At 36.7% G+C, this 22,359-nt stretch carries 20 protein-coding genes; 14 read left to right on the forward strand and 6 right to left on the reverse strand.

All coding sequences use genetic code 11. The annotated features are described in order from the left end of the window. Nucleotides 1–13 precede the first annotated feature (13 nt). The 3 genes from H6791_00005 to H6791_00015 all read left to right on the forward strand — a co-directional run bounded on the left by H6791_00005 (nucleotide 14) and on the right by H6791_00015 (nucleotide 3,710). Entirely contained in the window at nucleotides 14–1,069 is a 1,056-nt protein-coding gene (locus tag H6791_00005) for a tail fiber domain-containing protein (protein USN94805.1), read from the forward strand. 90 nt (nucleotides 1,070–1,159) lie between these two features. Then, nucleotides 1,160–3,211: a type IIA DNA topoisomerase subunit B gene (locus H6791_00010; protein ID USN94806.1), complete on the forward strand. Its 2,052-nt coding sequence runs from the start codon at nucleotides 1,160–1,162 to the stop codon at nucleotides 3,209–3,211. A gap of 94 nt (nucleotides 3,212–3,305) precedes the next feature. After that, nucleotides 3,306–3,710 carry a hypothetical protein gene (locus tag H6791_00015; protein USN94807.1) on the forward strand — a complete coding sequence of 135 codons (405 nt, stop codon included), beginning with the start codon at nucleotides 3,306–3,308 and terminating at the stop codon, nucleotides 3,708–3,710. Nucleotides 3,711–3,732: 22 nt separating this feature from the next. On the opposite strand, the gene H6791_00020 is transcribed toward H6791_00015, so the two are convergent. Genes H6791_00020 through dnaE form a run of 3 tightly spaced genes read right to left on the reverse strand, consistent with a single transcriptional unit; the run spans nucleotide 3,733 to nucleotide 8,916 of the window. Next, nucleotides 3,733–3,927, reverse strand: a complete 195-nt coding sequence (locus H6791_00020; GenBank protein ID USN94808.1) for a hypothetical protein — start codon at nucleotides 3,925–3,927, stop codon at nucleotides 3,733–3,735. A gap of 3 nt (nucleotides 3,928–3,930) precedes the next feature. Beyond that, entirely contained in the window at nucleotides 3,931–5,688 is a 1,758-nt protein-coding gene (locus H6791_00025; protein USN94809.1) for a threonine--tRNA ligase, read from the reverse strand. A gap of 45 nt (nucleotides 5,689–5,733) precedes the next feature. Beyond that, the gene (dnaE, locus tag H6791_00030) at nucleotides 5,734–8,916 is read right to left on the reverse strand and encodes a DNA polymerase III subunit alpha (GenBank protein USN94810.1); all 3,183 of its coding nucleotides are present in this window, start codon (nucleotides 8,914–8,916) and stop codon (nucleotides 5,734–5,736) included. Between the two features lie 52 nt (nucleotides 8,917–8,968). Here dnaE and H6791_00035 point away from each other — a divergent pair, with 52 nt between their 5' ends. From H6791_00035 to H6791_00060, 6 genes are all read left to right on the forward strand, one after another. After that, the gene (locus H6791_00035) at nucleotides 8,969–9,583 is read left to right on the forward strand and encodes a ribonuclease HII (GenBank protein ID USN94811.1); all 615 of its coding nucleotides are present in this window, start codon (nucleotides 8,969–8,971) and stop codon (nucleotides 9,581–9,583) included. Nucleotides 9,584–9,648: 65 nt separating this feature from the next. Then, nucleotides 9,649–10,299: an NUDIX domain-containing protein gene (locus H6791_00040; GenBank protein ID USN94812.1), complete on the forward strand. Its 651-nt coding sequence runs from the start codon at nucleotides 9,649–9,651 to the stop codon at nucleotides 10,297–10,299. Between the two features lie 83 nt (nucleotides 10,300–10,382). Continuing rightward, nucleotides 10,383–10,592 (forward strand): 50S ribosomal protein L32, encoded by a 210-nt coding sequence (gene rpmF, locus H6791_00045; GenBank protein USN94813.1) that lies wholly within the window; start codon nucleotides 10,383–10,385, stop codon nucleotides 10,590–10,592. Between the two features lie 111 nt (nucleotides 10,593–10,703). Then, a complete protein-coding gene (nusB, locus tag H6791_00050; GenBank protein USN94814.1) occupies nucleotides 10,704–11,600 on the forward strand; it encodes a transcription antitermination factor NusB in 897 nt (298 codons plus the stop codon). 24 nt (nucleotides 11,601–11,624) lie between these two features. Continuing rightward, nucleotides 11,625–12,320, forward strand: coding sequence for a ribonuclease III (rnc, locus tag H6791_00055; protein ID USN94815.1), 696 nt, complete (start codon nucleotides 11,625–11,627; stop codon nucleotides 12,318–12,320). Between the two features lie 15 nt (nucleotides 12,321–12,335). Continuing rightward, entirely contained in the window at nucleotides 12,336–14,597 is a 2,262-nt protein-coding gene (locus H6791_00060; protein ID USN94816.1) for an AAA family ATPase, read from the forward strand. A 3-nt stretch (nucleotides 14,598–14,600) separates the two neighbouring features. Here H6791_00060 and H6791_00065 read toward each other — a convergent pair whose 3' ends face one another. The 3 genes from H6791_00065 to rnr all read right to left on the reverse strand — a co-directional run bounded on the left by H6791_00065 (nucleotide 14,601) and on the right by rnr (nucleotide 19,825). Next, nucleotides 14,601–16,280, reverse strand: coding sequence for a hypothetical protein (locus tag H6791_00065; GenBank protein USN94817.1), 1,680 nt, complete (start codon nucleotides 16,278–16,280; stop codon nucleotides 14,601–14,603). A 169-nt stretch (nucleotides 16,281–16,449) separates the two neighbouring features. After that, a complete protein-coding gene (locus H6791_00070) occupies nucleotides 16,450–17,871 on the reverse strand; it encodes a L,D-transpeptidase family protein (GenBank protein USN94818.1) in 1,422 nt (473 codons plus the stop codon). A 1-nt stretch (nucleotide 17,872) separates the two neighbouring features. Further along, entirely contained in the window at nucleotides 17,873–19,825 is a 1,953-nt protein-coding gene (gene rnr / locus H6791_00075; protein USN94819.1) for a ribonuclease R, read from the reverse strand. Nucleotides 19,826–19,897: 72 nt separating this feature from the next. Between rnr and rpsP the strand changes: the two genes are divergently transcribed. The 5 genes from rpsP (at nucleotide 19,898) to H6791_00100 (ending at nucleotide 22,352) form a co-directional block, all read left to right on the forward strand. Then, nucleotides 19,898–20,203 carry a 30S ribosomal protein S16 gene (gene rpsP, locus H6791_00080; protein ID USN94820.1) on the forward strand — a complete coding sequence of 102 codons (306 nt, stop codon included), beginning with the start codon at nucleotides 19,898–19,900 and terminating at the stop codon, nucleotides 20,201–20,203. 103 nt (nucleotides 20,204–20,306) lie between these two features. Continuing rightward, nucleotides 20,307–20,636: a KH domain-containing protein gene (locus H6791_00085; GenBank protein USN94821.1), complete on the forward strand. Its 330-nt coding sequence runs from the start codon at nucleotides 20,307–20,309 to the stop codon at nucleotides 20,634–20,636. Nucleotides 20,637–20,687: 51 nt separating this feature from the next. Further along, a complete protein-coding gene (locus H6791_00090; GenBank protein ID USN94822.1) occupies nucleotides 20,688–20,987 on the forward strand; it encodes a DUF1905 domain-containing protein in 300 nt (99 codons plus the stop codon). A 112-nt stretch (nucleotides 20,988–21,099) separates the two neighbouring features. Beyond that, complete coding sequence (locus H6791_00095) at nucleotides 21,100–21,354, forward strand: SWIB/MDM2 domain-containing protein (GenBank protein ID USN94823.1); 255 nt, start codon at nucleotides 21,100–21,102, stop codon at nucleotides 21,352–21,354. 89 nt (nucleotides 21,355–21,443) lie between these two features. Further along, nucleotides 21,444–22,352, forward strand: coding sequence for a hypothetical protein (locus H6791_00100; protein USN94824.1), 909 nt, complete (start codon nucleotides 21,444–21,446; stop codon nucleotides 22,350–22,352). Nucleotides 22,353–22,359 lie beyond the last annotated feature (7 nt).

Genomic DNA, 22,359 nt, shown 5'->3' on the forward strand with positions numbered 1-22,359 from the left:
TGGATCAAATAACATGATTATCGGCAACATAATCTACGGTACAAGCATAGACGGAACTGGTACCACCATCTCAACAGGTTCAATCGGTATCGGAGACTCATCACCCGACTATAGATTCGACATAGACGCAGATGTCGCAAGCTATGCTTCGGGTATATTCAACGATGGAAATGCAACAACAAGAAGCGGACTATTTATACAAGCAGGAGTCGACGATCATACTGCTGCATCTACCTCAACACTCATAGGTTTTGCTGATGGAGATGGTACAACAGTTGGATCTATTACATTTGGATCTTCTGCAACTGCATACAACACAACATCTGACAGAAGACTAAAGGAAAACATCGTAGACACAGACCTATCTATAGATGACCTTATGAATGTACAAGTCAGAGACTTCACATGGAAAGCAGACTCTTCACACAAGTTAACTCACGGTTTCATAGCTCAAGAACTATATGACGTCTATCCACTTGCTGTTACTCTTCCAAATGAAGACGATGGATACTACATGGTTGATTACTCAAAACTAACTCCACTTATCGTCAAAGCTGTACAAGACTTGAAAGAGGAGGTGGATGTACTAAAGAGCGGAAGTTTTGGAAATAGAGTTAACTACGTTGTTTCAAGTACTATAAGTATGGCAGAAGCGTTTATAGAAAAACTAACAACCAAAACACTTACGGTAGAAGAACTAGAAGTCGGTTCTGGCGATGACTTGTATTGTATATATGTAAAGAATGGAACTCTAAAGAAAGAACAAGGATCTTGCGACGATGTTTTGTATAACCAAGAAAATAATTCTTCTTCTGGAAGCGAAGAAGTAATAGAAGAAATAACAGAAGAAGAGCCCGTCGAAGAAAATATCGAAGAAGAAGTAGTAGAAGAAGAAATAGTAGATATTGAGGAAGAAGTTGTGGAGGATAATACTGAAGAAGAAATAGTAGAAGAAGAGATTATAGAAGAAATTGAGCCAGTAGAGGAAACTCCAGAAGAAGTCGTAGAAGAGACACCCGAAGAAGCTCCAGAGGTGGTAGAAGAAACCCCAGAAGATACTATTCAATAACAATAAAATAGCGTTTTGTAAAGGTACTAAAATTGGCTATTTTTTGGTATAATTTAGAGGTCTAAATTAGAAAAAAACCCTTTATTTTCAATGCCGAAAGAAAAAAAAGAATCTAAATACGGAGCAGATCAGATATCAGTACTAGAAGGCCTAGAGCCAGTAAGAAAAAGGCCCGGAATGTATATCGGTACAACTGGCCCAGAAGGTCTTCATCACTTGATTTGGGAGATTTTCGATAACTCTCGTGACGAGGCCATGGGAGGTTTTTGTGATCGTATAGAAATAGCCCTCCTTCCTGGAAATAAAATAAGAGTAGTAGACAACGGTAGAGGTATACCAACTGATACTCACTCTAAGACTAAAGTTTCAGCTCTTGAAACAATCATGACAACTCTTCACGCTGGAGGTAAGTTTGGTGGAGAAGGATACAAGGTTTCTGGAGGTCTTCACGGTGTGGGTGCTTCTGTTGTAAACGCTCTATCTGTTTATATGAAGGCAGAAGTTCATAGAGATGGTTCTAAATTCATCCAAGAATATTCTAAGGGTATAAAAAAATATAACGTCAAAAAAGTTGGAAAAAGTGACTACACAGGAACAATAGTTACTTTTGAGCCAGATATAGAAATTTTCAAAGAAATAAAGTTTGACTGGAATAAGGTAGTAAATCACATGAGACAACAAGCATACCTTGTAAAAGGCTTGAGGATTTCAATTCTAGATTTGCGAGAATGGGATGGTGGACTCGAGAAAGGTGAATCTATAGATGAAGCAATTTATCTAGAAGACCTGCAATTACCTTATCCGGATATGAGTTTTTGCTTTGATGGAGGACTAGTTTCTCTTATAAGATTCCAAAACAGAGATGATAAACCTGTTCACTCAACAATATTTTATGTAGAAAAAGAAGACAGTGGTGTTGGTGTGGAAGTTGCACTTCAGTATATAGATGATATAGATACAAAAATTATTCCTTTTGCAAACAATATATATCAATCAGAAGGGGGAACACACGTAACTGGTTTTAAAACTGCACTTACAAGACTTCTAAACACTTACGCAAAGAAAAATAATCTAGTCAAAGAATCTGACGGAAGCTTCACTGGAGAAGACGTACTAGAAGGACTTGTTGCATCTATATCTGTAAAATTGGAAGAGATACAATTCGAAGGTCAGACAAAGGCAAAACTTGGATCTACAGAGGCTCAGGGGGCTGTGGCTACTGTTTTTGGAGATGCATTTGGAGCTTTTCTAGAAGAGAAGCCAGAAGAAGCAAAAGCTATAATAAACAAAGCCCTTCTTGCGGTAAGAGCAAGAAAAGCAGCAAAGGCAGCCAAGGATTCTGTTTTGAGAAAGGGTGCACTAGAAGGAATGACACTCCCCGGAAAACTTGCTGACTGTTCTTCTAAAAATGCAGCAGATTCAGAAATATTTATTGTAGAGGGAGACTCTGCGGGCGGTACAGCAAAAACAGGTAGAGACAGAACAACACAGGCGGTTCTTCCTCTCAGAGGAAAAATTTTGAACATAGAGAGAGCAAGGCTCGACAAGATCCTTTCTTCTGAACAAGTAAAGAACTTGGTTGTTGCACTAGGTACATCTATAGGAGAAATGTTCGACATTGATAAACTTAGATATCACAAAGTTATTATAGCAACAGATGCCGACGTTGACGGATCTCACATCAGGACACTTATACTTACACTTTTGTTTAGATACTTTAGACCACTTATAGATGGAGGATTTATATACATCGCACAACCGCCACTATATAAAATAAAGAAAGGAAAAGAAATTTTCTATGCTTATACAGATGATGAAAAAAATAAAATAACTGGAGGTGATTTTGAGGAAATAGAAGAAGAGGCTACGGAAGAAGTCGCTGAAGAAAGTGAAGAAGCAGAAGAGCAAAAAGCAAAAAACTCTAACAAGTGGCACATACAAAGATACAAGGGTCTCGGAGAAATGAACGCCGAAGAGTTGTGGGAGACTACAATGGATCCAAGTAATCGTATACTAAAACAAGTTACTATCGAAGACGCAACAGAGGCAGACAAAATCTTCGATACTCTCATGGGTAGTGATGTTGCTCCTAGAAAGAGTTTCATTCAATCTCACGCAGAATACGCAGACATAGACGTATAAAAACACCCCGAAAAGGGGTGTTTGTATTTTGTGTTTTTTTCTGTTATTTTTGTAGAAAATTGGTACATAAATGACAATGCTGCTACAAAAAAGCATGGATACACTTAAAAAAGTGGATCCACTTGAAGAGTTAGATGGAACTCTCCATATTCATCATCACGAAAGAAAAAATTGCAACATTCTTCATTTTTCTCATCATGGAGGTGGAAGAATGTCTGTAGTTTTTGTGCCAGAGTACTTTACTCCGGAAACAAGAGAGAATCTTGGAGCAATAATATTTACCAACAAACTTGTCATTCCAAAAGAGAAGAGTGGTAAAGAAGATTCATCCAAAGTATCCAAGGAAGAAATTTTCCTCCTTGTGAGTACAATGGATGACGAGATTTTGCTTAGCGAGGTTCCATCTACTGGAAAACAAGAAAAGCTCTCTGAGTGGTCCATAAGAAACAATTTTTTAGAAAAAGTTTTGTTTTTGTCAAAACTTATCCTCACATTTTAAAAAGCCCCTTAGGAGGGGCTTTTTATTTCATATTTTTCTTTACGAGTTCATGAAGTTCTTTTATGTGCATTTCTTTGTCTTTGGCCATCTTTTTCCAGAAAGCTGTTGCTTTGGCATCTCCTTTGGCATCTTTCATGTATTCTTTTTTGATTCTCCAGAGTGATGTGTGTTCGACTGTAAGTTGCATCATTAGGTTGTATAGGTTGTTTTTGAACATATTTTATAAGTTGTTATCTCTTGTAATTATTTTTTCTTCTATCATTTTAACAAAGTCTTCTAGCTTTAGCACTTCACCTTTTTCTTCACCTCTTTTTTCTACTGTTACAGATTTGTCTTCGACTTCTTTTTGTCCGATAACTAGTGTGTAGGGAGTCTTGGAAATTTTTGAGTTTCGTATTTTTTTGCCTAGAGAGTCAGAAGATTCATCTATCTCAACTCTTATATTTTTAGAAGATAATATATCTCTCACTTCATGTGCATATGAAGACTCGTTTTCCCCGATAGGTATTATGTTTACCTGTCTTGGAGAAAGCCATATAGGCCACGTACCACCGTAGTGTTCTATAAGAAATGCTATAAATCTCTCGTGAGTAGAAAGAGGAGCTCTGTGTATTACAAATACATCACCGTTTTCTTCACCCTTGTCGTCTTTGTAAGTAAGTTCAAATCTTTTCTTTGCTGCAAAGTCTAGCTGAACTGTAGACATTGTTTCTGTTCTACCTATCACAGATTTGAATTGTATATCTACTTTTGGTCCATAGAACGCCGCTTCGTCTTCTGCTTCGACAAACTTTACTCCCATTTCAACAAGGAGATTTCTTATTTCATTTTCTGTAAAATCCCAGTTTTCTGGCTCATCTATATATTTTTCTTTTTTGTTTGGATCCCACTTAGAAAGTCTGAACCAATAATCCTTGAGGCCAAATATTTCAAAGTATTCCATTGTCAGTCTTAGTGCTGCTTCGAACTCGCTTTTTATTTGGTCTTTTCTGCAGTATATATGAGCATCGTTCATACAAAGTCCACGAACTCTGAGTAGTCCTGCCAATGTTCCAGATCTTTCGTTTCTGTACACTGTTCCATATTCTGCAAGTCTTAGAGGTAGGTCTCTATAGCTTCTTGGTTCATGGCGATACATTATATGGTGATGAGGGCAGTTCATTGCCTTGAGATAATATGTTCCATCATCCATCTCCATTTTTGGATACATGTCTTCTTCGTAATATGGTAAGTGTCCAGATGTCAGGAAAAGTTCTTTTTTTGCTAGGTGTGGAGTTACAACTCTTTTGTAGCCACCGCTAGCTTCTTTTTGGACAGCCAATTTTTCTACTTCATCTCTTATGATTGTTCCGTTTGGTTGCCACATAACTAGACCCTTTCCAACCATCTCGTCTATGAAGAATAGTTTTTGTTCTTGTCCTATTTTTCTGTGGTCTCTTTTTTCCGCTTCTCTTCGCATTTCTTCGAACTCTTTTAGTTTTTCGTTACTTTCAAAAGCAATTCCGTATATACGAGTAAGCATTTTGTTTTTTTCACTTCCTCTCCAGTATGCACCAGAAATACGATCAAGCTTCCATGAGCCTTTTTGTATTTCTTGTTTTGGATTTTCTAAATGTCCGCCCCTGCAAAGATCGGTAAAATCTCCAGAGGTGTATAGTGTTATCTTTTCTCCTCTTTCTCCGATTTCTTGAATAAGTTCTTTTTTGTATTCATTGTCTTTGTAAACTTCTAGAGCTTCTTCTTGACTCACTTCTTTGTGAGAAAAGCTATCCCAAGACTTCAGAAGATCGCTCATTTTCTTTTCTATGTTTTTTAGGTCATCTTCACTTATTTTACCCTCTACGTCTATATCGTAATAAAATCCGTCTTCTATAGCTGGACCAAGGGTTAATTTACTACCAGGATATAGTTCTAAAACAGCAGCACCTAGAAGGTGGGCCAAAGTATGCCTGTATTTTTCCATTTGTTGTGTCTCCATATATAGACCGATTATAGCAGAAAATAGGCCTTTTTCTAGGAGCTATTACTCTAGGAGTTTCAAGTCATCTACTATCAAGTTTTTCTCTCCGTTTTTCTCCTTTAGAGTTACATAAGCTGCTATGATCTGTCCCTTTTCTAGATTACTTCCAGCTTTGTTTAGTGCGTCTGGGAATATAACACCCTCAATTGTTCCAGTCTTGTCTTCCAGTTTTACAAACGCCATTTTTGAGTTTGTTTTTGTGTAGTGCACTTTTATATCAGAAACCATACATGCTACTAAGTATTTTTGAGCTATCTTGTTACTAGTTATCTCTTCTATTGTTTTTGCATTTTTTTGCTTTATTCTTTCTTCGTATTTGTCGAGTGGATGACCAGAAACATAAACTCCCAGAAGCTCCTTTTCCCAGATTAGTTTGTCTTTTATGTCAGCTCTATTTCCTGGCGTTAATTTGAACTCGTTTATTTCTGATGTTTCTCCAAAAAGGGAAGCTTGGTTTTTGTTACTATTTCCTTCTTTTATAAAAAGAAGCATGTTTCCCATATTTTCTAGAAGTTCACCTCTATATCCAAACACATCCATTGCTCCGCTTTTGATAAGTGCTTCTAGAGATTTTTTGTTTAGGTTTCTGTGATTTATTCTTGTCAGAAATTCTCCTATAGAAGAAAACTTACCACCTTTCTTTCTCTCTTCTATTATTGCGTCAGATATATCGGTTCCAAGGTTTTTTATTGTGTATAAGCCAAATCTTATAGCTCTCGATTCTTTCAAATCTTCTCCGTTTTCAGATACAACAGTAAATCCACCAAAGCTATCATTTATGCTTGGAGGAAGAACGTTTATTTTCATCCTTTTACATTCGGCTAGGATTGGCGATATTTTATCTATATCTCCAGATTCTGCTGTCAGTATGGCGGTCATATAGGGAACAGGATAGTTCGCCTTCATATAAGCTGTTTCGTAAGCAACCTTTCCGTAACTTGCGGCGTGAGCCTTGTTGAATCCATAACCTTGGAATGGCTCAAATAGATCCCAGATTTTTTCTGCTTCTTTTTTACTCATTCCAGAATATTTTATACAACCTTCTACGAATCTAACATGTTGCTTTGCCATTTCTTCTGGAATTTTTTTACCAACGGCTTTTCGGAACTTGTCCACTTCACCCCAGTCGTACCCAGAAAGTTCAAGTGCGGTGAAAAGTAGGTCATCTTGATACACAAGAAGTCCCAAAGAAGGTGCGAGGAAGTTTTTCATTTTTGGGTGATAGAAGGTTATGGGTTTTTTACCATGCTTTCTTTCTATATATTCATCTATGGTTTGCATCGGTCCTGGACGATAAAGCGCAACCATAACGTTTAGGTCATGTATGCTTGTTGGTTTTAGTTTTATAAGTTTTTGCGTCATGCCTGCGCCGTTCAACTGAAAGACTCCTTCTGTTTCTCCTCTGGCAAGCATCTCGAAAGTTTTTTTATCGTCTAATGGTATTTTGTTTATATCTATTTTTTCTTCGTATATTTTTTCTACGAGTTTTATAGAGTCTGCTAGAAACGCTAAGTTTCTGATACCAAGAAAGTCGAATTTCACCAGACCGACGTCTTCAACAGCGTGCATATTGTATTGGGTTATAAGTTTACCTCCTTTCGGGTCAAGTTGTACTGGAGTGTAATCAGTTAGTTCTCCTGGTGAGATAACGACACCTGCTGCGTGAACAGAAATGTGTCTTGCTGAACCCTCTATCTTTTTTGCCATGTCTAAAATTATCTTTGCGTCTCTGTCGGTCTCGTACATTTCTTTTAGTTCTGGTACGAGTTCCATTGCATGATCTATTGTCATGGGGAATCCTTGGGATCCCATAGGTATCATCTTGGATATGACGTCTCCAGTGTTGTATGGATATCCTAGCGCCCTAGCTACGTCTCTTACTGCGCCCCTTGCCATCATTGTTCCAAAAGTACCTATTTGGGCTACTTTGTTTTCACCGTATTTTTGTTTGGCGTATTCGATCATCTCGTCTCTTCTGTTGTCTGCTATGTCTAGATCTATATCGGGAGCTGACGGTCTAAATGGGTTCAAGAATCTTTCAAACGGTAGGTTGTAGAAAAGAGGATCAACATTTGTAATACCGCAAACATAAGAAACTAGCGAACCAGCAGCTGAGCCTCTTGTGTTTGTATATATACCGTTTTCTTTTGCAAAACGCATAAGGTCGGCAACTATAAGAAAATATGATGAATAACCCTTATCTTTTATGATACCGAGTTCGTATTCTAGTCTTTTTACAACCTCATCGTCTTTTTTTAGTCCAACACTTTCAACAAGTGAGTAACATCTATCTTTTAGAACTTCGTCTGGAGATTTGCCTTTTTCTGTTTCAAAAATAGGGAAGTATAAGTTTCCTATGTCTATTTCTATATCAACCATGTCTGCTATTTTTAGGGTGTTTTCTACCGCTCCTTCTATGTCGCCAAAAACTTCTTTTGCCTCACTTGGCCCTATGAGAGAGTAGTCGCCGTCTTTCATGCTCATCTTTGCTTCTCCGACTTCTGAACCAGTATTTATCGCAACTAGAGTATCGTGAGCTTCTCCGTCTTCTTTGTGTAGGTAATGTGAGTCCCATGTTCCAACAATCGGTAGATCTACTTCTTTTGCAATAGAAACTATTTTTTCGACAAGTGGCATATACCAGTCCACTTCTTCGTGTTTCATAACTTCGACAAAAAGATTTTCTCTACCAAAACATTTTTCATAAAATTTGAGCAATTCTTTTGCGTCGTCTATGCGATCATTTTTGATAAGTTGTACAAACTCACTTCCAGGACAACCAGACAAACAAATTATTCCTTCAGAATATTTTTCTAGGAGTTCTTTGTCTATTCTTGGTTTGTAATAGAATCCTTCTATGTGTGCGATAGAAGTTAGTTTCATCAGGTTTTTGTAACCTTTCTCGTTTTTGGCTATGAGGGTTAGGTGGTAGCTTTTTGTATCGAATTCGGGACTTCTATCATGACGAGTTCTTCTGGCAACATAGGCCTCGAAACCAATGATTGGTTTGATGCCTTCTTTTTTACATGTTTTATAAAATTCGATAGCGCCGTACATCGCTCCGTGATCTGTTAGAGATAAAGCGGGCATTTTTTGTTCCTTCGCCTTTTTTACAAGATCTGGAATCTTCGAAAGACCGTCTAGTAGAGAATAGTGTGAATGCGTATGGAGGTGTACGAATGACATAAATAAATTATACCAATACACAGAATCATCTCTAGTCTTACAACACTGGTTTATGTTTGGTATAATTAGTATCGTGATACAAAAGATAGTAGGCATAGACGAAGCGGGCAGGGGTTCACTTGCTGGACCCGTGTCGGTTGGCGCTATCTCGTGTGATGAAAGTTTCCTCAAAAAGCTAGAAGCCATAGGCAGGATTCCAGATTCTAAAAAACTATCTCCTCAAAAAAGAGACGAATGGTTCTCTAGGATAAAAGAGTGGAAAAAGGAAGGTTTACTGGACTATTCTATTTCTCTGGTAAATTCTGAGACCATAGATCGAGATGGTATATCTCACTCCATAAGGACTGGTATAAAAAGAAATCTCAAAAAACTAAGCATAAGACCATCAAATAGCATAATTCTCCTAGACGGCGGGCTTGTAGCGCCAAAAGTGTACTCTTCTCAAATAGCCATAATAAAGGGTGATGAAAAAATACCTCTTATAGCCCTTGCCTCCATAGTTGCCAAAGTCTTAAGAGACAGACATATGGATAGGGTTGGCATACGCATGCCAGAGTACTTTTTCGAGGTTCACAAGGGGTATGGGACCAGACTCCACTATCAATGCCTTAAAAAACACGGTATTTCTAGCCTCCACAGGAAAACCTTTGTACATATTGACAAATAAGGCTTTTTTGTGATATAATAAAGAAGAATAGATCGCAATTCCGCGATTTACAAAAAAATACCGACATGAACCATAAAGATATGGATAATGCTCAAATCAGGGCATTTACATCAGTACTCTTTGAAAGAAAGAAAAATGAAAGAACGGGTGAATACGAAGATGTTCCTCTCAATGAGTCACAAAAAACCACATTTTTCTCTGGAAGTATTTTCTACAAGTTTGAACGCACAACATTGAAATTTCTGGTCGTTGACTACAGAATTTCTAGTGGAATAATCGTGCCTAAGTTTCCTGGAGGGATGTGTTCTTTTGCAAAAGAAGAAACAACCGAAGAGACATGTCTCAGAGAATGTTTCGACGAAACAGAGCTTACTCCTGATATTTCAAAATCAGAGATTGTTCGTTTTACCATGGCGAGACAAAAAGACTTGGCGCCAAAGCATTACAAGGCTTTTTACCTTCATCATGAGTATGAGGGCGAGCTCAAGAAGACGTCTTCTGATGGAGGGGAAACGAGTCCACCTTACTGGATGGCCGCCGAAGAAGTGGCGGAGAAAATTTTCAACCAGCATTACCAGGCGGCAAAAAGAGCTTTCGAGATATTGTGCAGTGTTTACAATAAATCCCTGGATCATAAAACAGCTTGTGGTTTTGCCGGACTTGGATTTAGCAGAAGAGACGAAAGATTAAAAGAATATTTCTCCAGGAATATCTAATCAGATCTTTAACACCACCGGTGCTTTATGCACCGGTGTTTTTTATTGCAAAATACAGGTTTTTCTGGTATAGTCTTCTTCGTATGGTTATTCGAATGAGACATACGCGATCTCATACTGCCAATAGAAGAAGTCACCACAAGGTGAAAAATCAGGCAGTTACAGAGGACAAAGAAACAGGTGTAGTAAGACTACGCCATAGAGCTTCTTTGGAAACTGGAGAGTATAAAGGCAGAAAAGTCCTGAACACTATGAAGAGCGCGGAAAAGAAATTAAAGAAAAAAACAAAGTAGTACAAGCCCGGGGAAGTAATATACTTTTTCGGGCTTGTATTGCTTCAGGTCTCTATCAAGAGCTATACGGATTATAAAATTAACAAAAACATAATTATTGTTCTTTAGCCCATGGCAAACAGACATTTATCTAGATCAATCGTACTTCAAACCCTATTTGAGGGTGACTTTAATGGTTTTGACGAAAATGTTGTCAAAGCCTCTCTGGAAAAAAACTTGGAAGAGTTTGCGCCAGGGAGTGATGACAATGAGTTTGTTCACAATCTTATCGAAACAATCGTTCGAAAAAGAGAAATAATAGACGATGTTATAGAGAAAGCCGCTCCAGAGTGGCCACTCGAAAAAATAAACCCTGTAGACAGAAACATATTGAGACTTGGTCTCTCTGAACTTTTGTTTGCAGATAGAAAAGACGTTCCTCCAAAGGTTGCGATAAACGAAGCTATTGAGCTCGCAAAAAGTTTTGGCGGGGATTCTTCTTCTCGTTTTATAAACGGGGTTCTTGGTGCTGTCTACAAAGAACTGGGTGAACCAGGAAAAGACGATACGGCAAAAAAGAAAGAGGAAGTAGATCTAACAAAAATTCCTGTAGATCAAAAAGCTGGTAGTGTAGTTTTCTCTCGAGGCAAAGATGGAATCATGTTTGCTATGGTTCACGACGTTTTTGGCTACTGGACCCTTTCAAAGGGTGGAGTAGAGGAGGGTGAGACACCAGAAGAAGCTGTGATAAGAGAAGTCAAAGAAGAGATCAACCTAGATATCAAGGTTCTAAAACAGCTTGGTGAGAACGAATATATCGCTTCTCATCCAGAAAGAGGAAAAGTTAGAAAGCATGTTTTTTACTTCCTTTCTGAAGCAAAATACGGACCACTAAAACTAGAATCATCTGGTGGATTGGACGATACAAAGTGGTTCAAACCAGAAGAACTCGCAGATCTTCGTGTTTACGATGACGTTGCAGGGCTATTGGCTGAATCGATAAATCTTATATCCAAAGACGAGGTTTAAAAGGGCAAAGAATAAAATAAAAATATGATAGATTTTACTCCATTTGAGGAAAAGATAGGTATTGTTTTTGTAAACAAGTCTATCTTGACCCAAGCATTTATACATAGATCGTATCTAAACGAAAATCCAAAGCTCGGTCTTGAACACAACGAAAGACTCGAGTTTCTTGGTGATGCTGTTTTGGAACTTTCTGTTACTGATTATCTTTACAAGAAATATCCAGATGAAGACGAAGGTATACTGACTTCATACAGAGCTGCTCTTGTAAATGCAGTTATTATTTCCGATGTTGCAACAAAGCTCGGGATGAATGACTTTATGCTACTTTCCAAGGGTGAAGCAAAAGACACTGGTAAAGCCAGGAGCTTCATACTTGCCAATGCCTTTGAAGCTCTTATAGGAGCTATATATATAGATCAAGGTTATGAAAAAGCAGATGAGTTTATCTCTAAAACTATACTTACTCTTACTGACATAGTTGTAAAAAAGAAACTTTGGAAAGATTCAAAAAGTTTTGTTCAAGAAAAAGCACAAGAGTTCCTTTCCGTTACGCCTTCTTACCAAGTTTTGTCAGAAAGTGGTCCAGATCACGACAAACTTTTTACAGTAGGAGTTTTCTTTGGTGAAGAGTTGGCAGCCGAAGGAAAAGGTAAAAGCAAACAAGAAGCTGAACAAAAAGCAGCCGAAAGAGCCCTAGATGATAGAGGCTGGAGAAATTAATGTTAAAATATTTTTGTGAGAAGATTACTTGCACTAAAACTTCAAGGATTTAAATCGTTTGGAAATAAAACGGATATAGAGTTTACAACATCTGTAACTGCCGTTGTTGGTCCAAACGGTTCTGGTAAATCAAACGTAGTAGAAGCACTACGGTTTGTTTTGGGTGAACAATCCATGAAAAGCATGAGAGGAAAAAGTGGTAGTGACCTTGTTTTCAAAGGATCAAAAATTCTCCCAAAGCAAAACAGAGCGAGTGTCTCGATTGTTTTTGACAATAAAGACAGGGTTTTCAAAATAGGTGATGAATCTTCTATAAATGTAGATTTTGAAAAAATTGAGATAAGCAGAGAGGTTTTTTCTGATGGTTCTAGTACCTACAAAATAAACGGAAGCGACGTTAGACTAAAAGATATAGTAGAACTTCTGTCTTCTCTCAATATAGGAGCTTCTGGACACCATATAATTTCTCAAGGAGAAGCGGACAGGATACTCTCGTCCTCTGCAAAAGACAGAAAACAAATGATAGAAGATGCTCTGGGACTCAAGATATTTCAGATAAGAATAAAAGAAGGTCAAAGAAAACTAGACAAAACAAGAGAGCACTTGAAAGAAGTTGAAGTTTCTAGAAGAGAAATTGCTCCACACCTTCGTTTCTTGAAAAAACAAGTAGAAAAAGTAGAAGAAGCAAAAAGTTTAAGAGAAGATCTATCTTCTAAATATTCGGAATATCTAAAAATAGAAGAATCTTATATCAAGAGTCAAAAGGAGTTCTTTGATACAAAGAGTAAAGAATTGAATGACAAGAAAAAAGAACTAGAAGATTCTTTGGCAAAAGAAAGCAAAAACATTCCAACCGAAAGCGGAAGTCAACAATTTAAAATAGAAGAAGAAAGAATAGAAAAAGATATTTCTGAAATAAGAAAAACAAAAGATGAAATAAACAAAAACTTTGCAAAAATAGAAGTGCTTCTCGAAATGGAAGAAGCAAAGAAAAGAGAGCTTTCTGATAGTGCAAAAAGAGACGCAGTAACAAATGTTCCATTTGCAAAAATAAAAGACTTCGCGATAAATCTTGAGGAGGAACTAGGAAATATCTCAAAAATTTCTGACATTTCTTCTGTAAAAGACGCAATAGAAAGATCAATAAGAAATATAAAATCTTTTATTGAAAAATACAGTAGTCCAGTTCTTCTAAATAGCACAATAGAAAACCACGAAGAAAAAATAAAAGAACTTTTATTAGAAAAATCAAAAATAAGTACAACCTTAAACTCTCTTGAAGAAAGAGAGCTCAAGGCTCTAGAAAAACTAGAGTCTCTCAAGGCGAGCAAGGACCAAAAGAACCAAGACTCTGTGGATTCTCAAAGAAAGATTTTTGAGATCAAGTCTTCTCTTCAGAATATCCAATCCGAAATAGATATAAATGAAGTAAGGGAAGAATCTTTCAAAAAAGAAGAAGTAGATTTCGATAACGAACTAAAGGAGGGAAGTGTTTTGATCGGTGAGTTTATACTTGGGTTTAGAACTTTTGAATTGAAAGAAGGAATAGAAACAAATAGAGATTCTCAGTACACAAGAAAGAAAGATATAGAAAAGATAAAAATAAAACTAGAATCTTTTGGAGCGGGTGATTCTGGAGACATCATGAAGGAGTACGAGTCTGTCGTAGAAAGAGATAACTTCTTGCAAAAAGAGATAGATGATATAAATGACTCTATTTCTTCTCTAGAGAAAATTATAGAAGAATTCCAGGTAGAACTCGACAATAGGTTCAAAGATGGCGTTCAAAAAATAAATAATGAATTCAAAGAACTATTTTCTCTTATGTTTGGTGGGGGATCAGCAGGACTATCTTTTGTAAAAAATACCAAGAAGATTTCTTCAGAAGATGAAATAGTAGAAGATGAGGATGAACAAAAAGAAGAGGGCATAGAGATAAGCGTCAATCTTCCACATAAAAAGGTTAGAGAGCTAGAGATGCTATCTGGTGGAGAAAGGTCACTTACATCTATCGCACTTTTGTTTGCTATATCACAAGTAAACCCACCACCATTTTTGGTTCTAGATGAAACTGACGCTGCGCTTGATGAAGCAAACTCAAAGAGATATGGTTCTATGCTAGATAGACTTTCCAAATTCTCTCAACTTATCGTAGTTACTCACAACAGAGAAACAATGTCTCACGCTGGAGTTTTGTACGGAGTTACTGTCGGAAAAGACGGAGCTTCAAAACTTCTTTCTATCGAGTTCAATGATGCAGAAAGCTACGCTAAATAAAGATTAAAGTATTTTTATATAATCAAGCCAAGGAATAGAATTTTTTTCCTCTGGGTTTATATATATAGTCCCTGTTCCTTGCGCGGGTATGATTTGGCCAGAAATCCTATCAAGATTTTTGTTTAGTTCTTGTATTTCTGTTTGTGGTTTTGAGGAAAACTCCGTATATCCCTTGCTGTAAGAAGGATCTTCCCCATATATATAATCTATTTTACCAGTACTTTTTTCTAAATCTATATATTTTTCATTTATTTTTATAGATTCAAAATCCAGATCTTTATAGGATAGGTTTACTATATATATAGCAATTTGCCCTTTAGAATTTATATAAGGATACATTCTTATATCTTCTAACAAAGAATCACTTTGTGAAAGGTTTCGGATAGTTATTTTTGCTGGCACATAGTTTGATTTGAAAACATCTCTTATTGATCTAAAAGAGAAATATGGTGTCCTTCTAACAAAATTTCCGACATCTTCCGGCTCATTGTTTTTTGTATTGTTCAAAACATGGCGCTTGTTTATCATTGCATTTCCACCACTGGTTGAGAGCGTGTGGTAGTTTGCTAATTTTATAAAATTTCCATGCTCAGAGTTTTCTTTATTTAGTAGATTTATAAAATCACCAACAAAAGCTGCGTGTAATATCGAGTTGGCTAGAGCGCCACCGGTTTTGCTATTGTCTTGGTTTATGTTCCATTCTGTTACGATCATATCTTTGTTTTCAAAAGTTTTTCTGTAGTACTCTAATATCACAGGGATAGAGGTATCTAGATTGTTCGATATACTTTCGTTGTCTATGGTTCTCAGCTCTTTAACGGAACATTCAAAAATAGAATTTTTATCCATTGTTTTGTATATATCATTACAACCAAAAAATCCATGATAAAAGTGCATTACATAAGTATCATAATTTCTTTCCTGCATTTCTTCGTTGAGCGCGATATTCCACTGTGAGTTGAAGCTGTAATCAGAGTCGAAACCATCTGCGGTCTCTTCAAATCCTTTTTTGGGAGCAGAAGTCACTGCAAACTTTATCTCCGGATAGACGTTTTTTATTTTTGATCTAAATTCTTCCGCACCATCAAGATATCTTGAAACAGCTAACTGTGCTTGTATTTTTGGGTCTCCAGATTGATAGTAATCATTTCCCTTTGAATACATTTCATTTCCCATTTCTACATATTCTATATTTACACCAGAGTCTATCAGGAAAGATATTTGCTCCAAGATTTCATCGGGTGTTCCGTTTTTCATGTTTATTGTGTATGAAATACTAGAATTTGATACTTTTGATATATCCACAATGTCTCTTATGAAGTTTCTCGGCAATTTGTTTTGGTAACCCTCGAGGTAAGAAAGTCCTCCATACTTTGATTTCGGAGAAGTTATTTCTTGAACCTCTTTTTCTTCACCTGTTTTTTCTCTGTCTGAGATTATGTAACCAAAACCTCTAACTTCGTTATTGGGAAGAAGATTAATTTTTTCTTCAGGTGTTAGTAATTTTTCAACCTGATCATCAGATAGCCATACTCTTTGATAGTGTACCAAGCCACCAACGTTTCTTATTGAATTAAGCGATAGTTCTGTCAATAAGGTTTTTATATCTTCGTCACCCCAAGGACCTATTTCGTCCCAGTACTTTGCAAGGTTTGCTCCGTATATGTTTTTTTCTACAGGCATTGACTCAGTGCTTTCTATACTTATATTTAGATTCAATATCTTCGTGTTTTGTACTATTGGTTTTGTATATTCTGCTTTTTTAATAAAAAATAAGGCTAAAACAAAAAGTACCAGTATAATAATTCCCAAAAAAAATTTTATATATTTATGTCTTTTTGGTTCCATGATTTTATTCTAAACCAAGATAGATGTTTTCTTCTATATATTTTATAAGATCCAAAGTGTCTTCTTTTCTATCATTGCTTCCTAGTACGATTATTCCAATAGGACGCTTGGTAAACTCGTTTACATTTATTTCAAAAATACCAAGATTTGTTTCTTTGGCGAGAGATGTGTAACCACGTTTTCCTCCCATGTATCCTTCTTGCCCCAAGAACTGACTCGTGTTTTTCCAGTAGTGATTTTCGGTTTCATAATCTTTTTCTACGGTTGTCTCAAGTACATATGGTTTGTAGAAGTATATGTATCTAGCGAGTTTTAAGAGATCATACGCCGTTGATGTATTGAACTCTGATAATCCACTTGGATCATAAAATGTAGTGTATTCTAGCCCTATTGATTGAGCTTTTTTGTTCATCTGTTCTATAAAGTGATTTCTTCCTACAAATCTTGCCAATATTTCTGCAGCGTCGTTAGAAGAAACAAGTAATAGGGGATATATAAGGTCGCTTGTTGGGATTTTTTCTCCTACACTAAATCCGCCGTTTTGCCCCTCGGCACTAAGCATGTCTTTGGTTATTGTTACATCTCTTCTCTGACTTACAACTTCTAGTTCTGTTAGGGCTGTCATTAGTTTTGTAACAGAAGCTATAGGTCTTACTTCAAGCATGTTCTTTGCAAGCAAGATTTCTCCACTTTCGAGGTCTCCCACTATATAACTTTCTGAATCAATATTTGGTTTTTTGTTTTTATCTAAAAGAAAATAACTTTCACCTTGAGCTATTTTCCCTATTTCTGATTCGCTATATATAGAAACTTTTGTTCCTATGTCTGACCATTCGTACAGATCTTTTGCATCTTCTGTCGAAAGTCTTATGCATCCACCAGAGTATTGTGATGTTTTTGGGTAGGGTATTCCATTTTCATAGCTAGGCCATCCGTGTATAAAAAAGTTTCCAAAAAACTGCATACTATATGGCATCCAAGCTCTACCGACAGAAGAAAGATGGTTTTCTTCCTTTGTTTTTATAGAAAATTCTCCACCTGGGGTTTCCCAGTAGCTTCCAGGTTTTCCTTTGCGTAATACTTCTATTTCTTTTACTACCTCGCCGTCTTCGTAGGCAAAAAGCTTCATTGTCTCTAGATTTATTCTTATTATTTTTCCTTCTTCTGGAGGAATAAAATCTTCGTCTGTTATATTTCCCAGATACACTCCAGCTGTTTTGTCTTCTGGAGGAGTGTATGCTACAGCCTCTATAACTTCAGCTTTATTTTTTCTACCTATGAGATTTTCAGTTTCGTCTACGATCTTTGAAAATTCTATTTTAACGAAACTTCCACCAGCTAAAACAACGTGAGAAATTAGTATTCCACTTCCTATTGCGACAAAAACCATTACGAAAAAATATATTCTCGAAAAGAATTTTTTCATTTTATTCGGCGAGTATAAAGTCTATAGTTTTATTGTCCATGTCGACCTCTTTTGCTTTTATTTTTATCGGGTCACCGAGCCTTAGTTTTTTCTTTGATTTTTTTGCGGCCAGGATGGTTCCATATTCATCTACTGACCATTCGTCATCAGAAAGATCTTCGATTCTTATAACGCCTTCTGCCTTTGAAAGGTTATCACTTACAAAAATACCCCAATCCATGATACCGGTTATAGTTCCTTCTAGAGTTTCACTCTTGTGTTGTCCAATATATTCTACTTGCTTCCACTTGATAGAAGTCCTCTCTGCTTCTTGAGCATCACGCTCTCTTTGAGACGAGTGTATACATATATCTTCGTATATAGGCAGGTCTTTCATCGGGATTTTTTCTCCTTTGAGCCTTGCCTTTAGTAGTCTGTGCACTACAAGATCTGGATAACGTCTTATAGGTGAAGTGAAGTGTGTATAGTGAGAAAGCGCTAGACCAAAGTGTCCTATGTTGTCTGTAGAATATATAGCTTTTGCCATAGATCTTATAAGTAGATCATTTATTATGTCTTGTTCGTTTGTACCATGTACTTCCTCGACTATTCTTTCTATATCTTTTGGAGTTATTTCTTTCTTATTGTAATTTTGTGCTTCGAGTTTATATCCAAGGTGTTTTAGAAGGGAAACGAGGTCGCCAACTCTTTCTTTGTCAGGTGTATCATGAACTCTGTATACAAATATACCCATACCTTTTTTCTTTGGTGTCATAAATCTAGCCACGCGCTCGTTTGCAAGTAGCATTAGGTCTTCTATTATTTCGTTTGTTCTTTGGTGTATTTTGTGACTTACAGATATAGGTACACCTTTTTGATCAAGCAAAAACTTAACCTCTACTTGTTCTGCCACGATACTACCTCGCTTCATTCTCTTGTCTCGTAGTTTTCTTGTTATTTCATCTAATTTTTTTAGCTCGTCAGAAAGTATGCCACCTTTTTCTAGAGAATCTTGCGCCTCTTCGTATGTAAATCTTTTTTTAGACTGTATAACTGTTTCGCCAAACCACTCACTTAAAACATTTCCGTGTTTGTCCATATTGAAAATAGCACTCATTGTTAGCCTGTCTTGGCCTTCGACAAGAGAACAAAGGTTGTTTGAAAGCACGTGTGGAAGCATGGGGATTGTTCTGTCTACCATATACACAGAAGTTGCTCTGTCGTATGCCTCCTCATCTATCTGGCTACCATTTGTTACAAAAAAAGATACGTCTGCTATATGGACTCCAACTTCATATGTTTCGTTTCCAAGATCTTTTATGTGTATAGCGTCGTCGAAGTCTTTGGCATCAAACGGGTCTATTGTAAATACTTTTTCTTCACGTAAATCTCTTCTTCTAACTTTTTCTTTTTCACTTATACCCCTTCTTTCTAATTCTCCTGCTTCAAAAACAACATCTTTTTCGTGTTCCGGAACAAAGCCTCTTTCTAGTGCTATACCAGCCATGTGAGCATTGTGTTCGCCAGACTTTCCGAGAACCCTTTCGACTTCTCCTATTGGGAGTTGTCTTCTACTTTTCCATTCTGAAATACTACAAAGAACTAGGTCACCCTCTTTGCTACCAGAAAGATATTCTTTTGGGATAAGTATTTCTGTATGTATTCTTTTGTCTGTAGGGGATACCAAGAAAGCATCACCCTCTTTGATTATTTTTCCTACACAGCCTCTTCGGCCTTTTCTCAATATCTCTTTTACTTCACCTGTTAAATAGCGATTTTTTTGTTTTGGGTGAACTAGTATTTTTACAGTATCGCCATGGAGAGCCGTTCCGAGAAAGTCTGGATCTATACTAATCCTTTTTTTACCGTTTGGGTCTATAACCGTACCCCAGCCTCGAAGCGACACCGAAAGGTTGCCTATAACATAGCGACTAGAAGTTTCTTTACCGGTCTTTGTTTTCTTTGGTTTTTTCATTTCTAGGGATAATAATACCACAGGTTTTCGGATTTGACCGAATCGATTTATTTTGGTAATATCACTCTCGTTATGTTAACCATAAGAATGCAAAGAACAGGAAGAAAAAACCAGCCTTTTTTCAAGATCGTACTTACTGATTCGAAGAGGGCACCTAAGAGCGGTAAATTTATCGACTCTTTGGGCTACTACAATCCGAAAAGCGGAGAAGTTGTTTTGAAAGGTGACGAGATAAAAAGAAGAATCAAGGAGGGAGCAAAGACTTCTGAGACAGTTCATAACTTTCTAGTAAAAGAAGGACTTATAGACTCAAAGAAGGTAAACAATCTTCCTAAAAAAGCACCAACTAAGAAGAGAAAAGAACTAAAACAATCATAATTTTTGGTTGAATTTTTCTGCTTAGATTGTATACTATAATTTGACTCCAGGAGTGGTCGCTGACTCTGGGATGATTATCATAAAAGGCGATAAGAATTTGAAAATGGAACAAAATGATAAAGCTTTTCTAGAATACGTAGTAAAAGCACTGGTAGATAATCCAGATGATGTAAAAGTAGATAGAACAGTAGATGAAATGGGAGTACTCATAACTCTGTCAGTAAACAAAGACGATATGGGTAAGATAATCGGAAGACAAGGAAACACAGCAAAAGCTATAAGAACACTTCTAAGAGTTATCGGTATGAAAAATAACTCTAGAGTAAACCTAAAGATCAATGAGCCAGAAGGTGGAATGGGAGGATCATCTATGGGCGGAGGAGATAACTCTTCAGTAGTAGATGAGGCAATGGAAGATCTAAAAGGAATCTAAATAAACAAAAACCGGGTTAACCCGGTTTTTGTTTTTGATATAATTTTGGACGTGAATAAAACTTTTTCTTATAAATCAAAAATATGGATTTATCCAGGGGAAGCTGCTTGGTATTTTGTCAGTATAGTTGGTAAAACCGCGGAAGAAATAAGGGCTCTTCAAACTAAACTCCCCAAAAGAGGCTTTGGATCTATAAGAGTAAGTGTAACCCTAGGAGAGAGTTCATGGGATACATCTATATTTCGTGATAATAGGTCCGGAGGATACCTCCTGCCTATAAAGAAATCTATAAGAAAAAAGGAGGGAGTCTGGGAAGGAGACGAAGTAGAGCTAAAAATAGCCATAAGATGAGAAAAACCCCTTTGTGGAGAAAAAGAGGCGGTTTTCCCCTAGAATTGGTATAATACTACTGTTATCAAATAACATCCTCTTTTTAGATTATAGAAAGGGAATAAACAAAAATATGGAAAAGAAAACATCTGCATTTATGAAGCCTATGAATATCAGCGATGATCTTGCTGCTGTTGTGGGTAAGGGACCTATGCCTAGGTCAGAAGTTGTAAAGCAACTATGGGTTTATATCAAGGCAAATAACCTACAAGACCCAAGTAATAAGAGAAATATAAATGCTGACGCAAATCTAAAGAAGGTTTTTGGAGGAAAGGACGTTGTAAATATGTTCGAAATGACAAAGCTTGTTTCAAAACACCTGTCATAATCCCTTCTAAATAATAAGTGTACAAAAGCCCCGAATAAGGGCTTTTGTGTTATAATAGAAGTATTATAAGTTTAATCTAATAAAAATATATGTTTGGTGCTATTGCTTTAGTTCTTGCTCTTCTAGTCGGTGGCGGTGTTGTCGCTGTTTCTGATGATGCTATTCCGGGTGACGCACTCTACGGCGTAGATCTTGCTGTAGAAAAAATAAAATATTCTATAGCAGGTGAAGACAAAAAGAACGAATTAAAAATAAAATTTGCAGAAGAAAGAATCAAGGAAATTGGTGAACTTGCTTCTGAAAAAGGCGTCAGTCTTACAAGTACAGATCTATCAACTGAAGAAATTTCTTCTCTCGAAGTTGAATTCTTCACTAATGAAACAATTGTAAAAATAGAAGCTGGTGATAAAAAATACGGCTTTCTAACAATAGAGAATACTCAAGACGCAGTAATCTCTGAAATTGCTTCTAGATATAATCTAGACCCAGAAAAAGTTAGGTCTATGGCTGTATTTTCTACAGAAGATAGAGAAAGTAGACCAGAAGACAAAGAGTTTCTAAATAAAACAAACTCACCGGTTTTCTCAGACGATGAAAGTGACGATCTTTCAGATGCTCTAAAAAGTGCTGAAGGTATTTTCTCAGTAGAAGATGGTGACAACAAAGTAGAATCTCTAAAAAGTGTTGTAGAAGATTTATCTATAATACTTGGTAATGATTTCAAAATCGAAATAAAAACAGATGATGGAAAACTAAAAATCAAAAGTGATGATGACGAGCTAGAGATTGAGGCCGAAGACGAAAGTGACGACGATCATGGTTCATTATCTGATGACGATGACGACGATAACGATGATTCCATATCTGACGATGATGAAGACGATGATGATAATTCTGGTAGTGGAAATAGTGATGACGACGACGATGATGATGACGACGACGATGACCACTCAGGAAAAGGCGGTGGAGGCGATGACGACGACGATGACGATAATTAATAAAAAA

The sequence above is a fragment of the Candidatus Nomurabacteria bacterium genome, from assembly GCA_023898605.1.
GTDB lineage: Bacteria > Patescibacteriota > Minisyncoccia > Phycocordibacterales > UBA9973 > HK-STAS-PATE-34.

What these genes read in the sequence shown, in the direction of transcription:
- H6791_00005 (USN94805.1), top strand. Translation starts at nt 14, where the DNA reads ATGATTATCGGCAACATAATCTACGGTACAAGCATAGACGGAACTGGT.
- H6791_00010 (USN94806.1), top strand. Translation starts at nt 1,160, where the DNA reads ATGCCGAAAGAAAAAAAAGAATCTAAATACGGAGCAGATCAGATATCA.
- H6791_00015 (USN94807.1), top strand. Translation starts at nt 3,306, where the DNA reads ATGGATACACTTAAAAAAGTGGATCCACTTGAAGAGTTAGATGGAACT.
- H6791_00020 (USN94808.1), bottom strand. Translation starts at nt 3,927, where the DNA reads ATGTTCAAAAACAACCTATACAACCTAATGATGCAACTTACAGTCGAA.
- H6791_00025 (USN94809.1), bottom strand. Translation starts at nt 5,688, where the DNA reads ATGGAGACACAACAAATGGAAAAATACAGGCATACTTTGGCCCACCTT.
- dnaE (USN94810.1), bottom strand. Translation starts at nt 8,916, where the DNA reads ATGTCATTCGTACACCTCCATACGCATTCACACTATTCTCTACTAGAC.
- H6791_00035 (USN94811.1), top strand. Translation starts at nt 8,969, where the DNA reads ATGTTTGGTATAATTAGTATCGTGATACAAAAGATAGTAGGCATAGAC.
- H6791_00040 (USN94812.1), top strand. Translation starts at nt 9,649, where the DNA reads ATGAACCATAAAGATATGGATAATGCTCAAATCAGGGCATTTACATCA.
- rpmF (USN94813.1), top strand. Translation starts at nt 10,383, where the DNA reads ATGGTTATTCGAATGAGACATACGCGATCTCATACTGCCAATAGAAGA.
- nusB (USN94814.1), top strand. Translation starts at nt 10,704, where the DNA reads ATGGCAAACAGACATTTATCTAGATCAATCGTACTTCAAACCCTATTT.
- rnc (USN94815.1), top strand. Translation starts at nt 11,625, where the DNA reads ATGATAGATTTTACTCCATTTGAGGAAAAGATAGGTATTGTTTTTGTA.
- H6791_00065 (USN94817.1), bottom strand. Translation starts at nt 16,280, where the DNA reads ATGCCTGTAGAAAAAAACATATACGGAGCAAACCTTGCAAAGTACTGG.
- H6791_00070 (USN94818.1), bottom strand. Translation starts at nt 17,871, where the DNA reads ATGAAAAAATTCTTTTCGAGAATATATTTTTTCGTAATGGTTTTTGTC.
- rnr (USN94819.1), bottom strand. Translation starts at nt 19,825, where the DNA reads ATGAAAAAACCAAAGAAAACAAAGACCGGTAAAGAAACTTCTAGTCGC.
- rpsP (USN94820.1), top strand. Translation starts at nt 19,898, where the DNA reads ATGTTAACCATAAGAATGCAAAGAACAGGAAGAAAAAACCAGCCTTTT.
- H6791_00085 (USN94821.1), top strand. Translation starts at nt 20,307, where the DNA reads ATGGAACAAAATGATAAAGCTTTTCTAGAATACGTAGTAAAAGCACTG.
- H6791_00095 (USN94823.1), top strand. Translation starts at nt 21,100, where the DNA reads ATGGAAAAGAAAACATCTGCATTTATGAAGCCTATGAATATCAGCGAT.
- H6791_00100 (USN94824.1), top strand. Translation starts at nt 21,444, where the DNA reads ATGTTTGGTGCTATTGCTTTAGTTCTTGCTCTTCTAGTCGGTGGCGGT.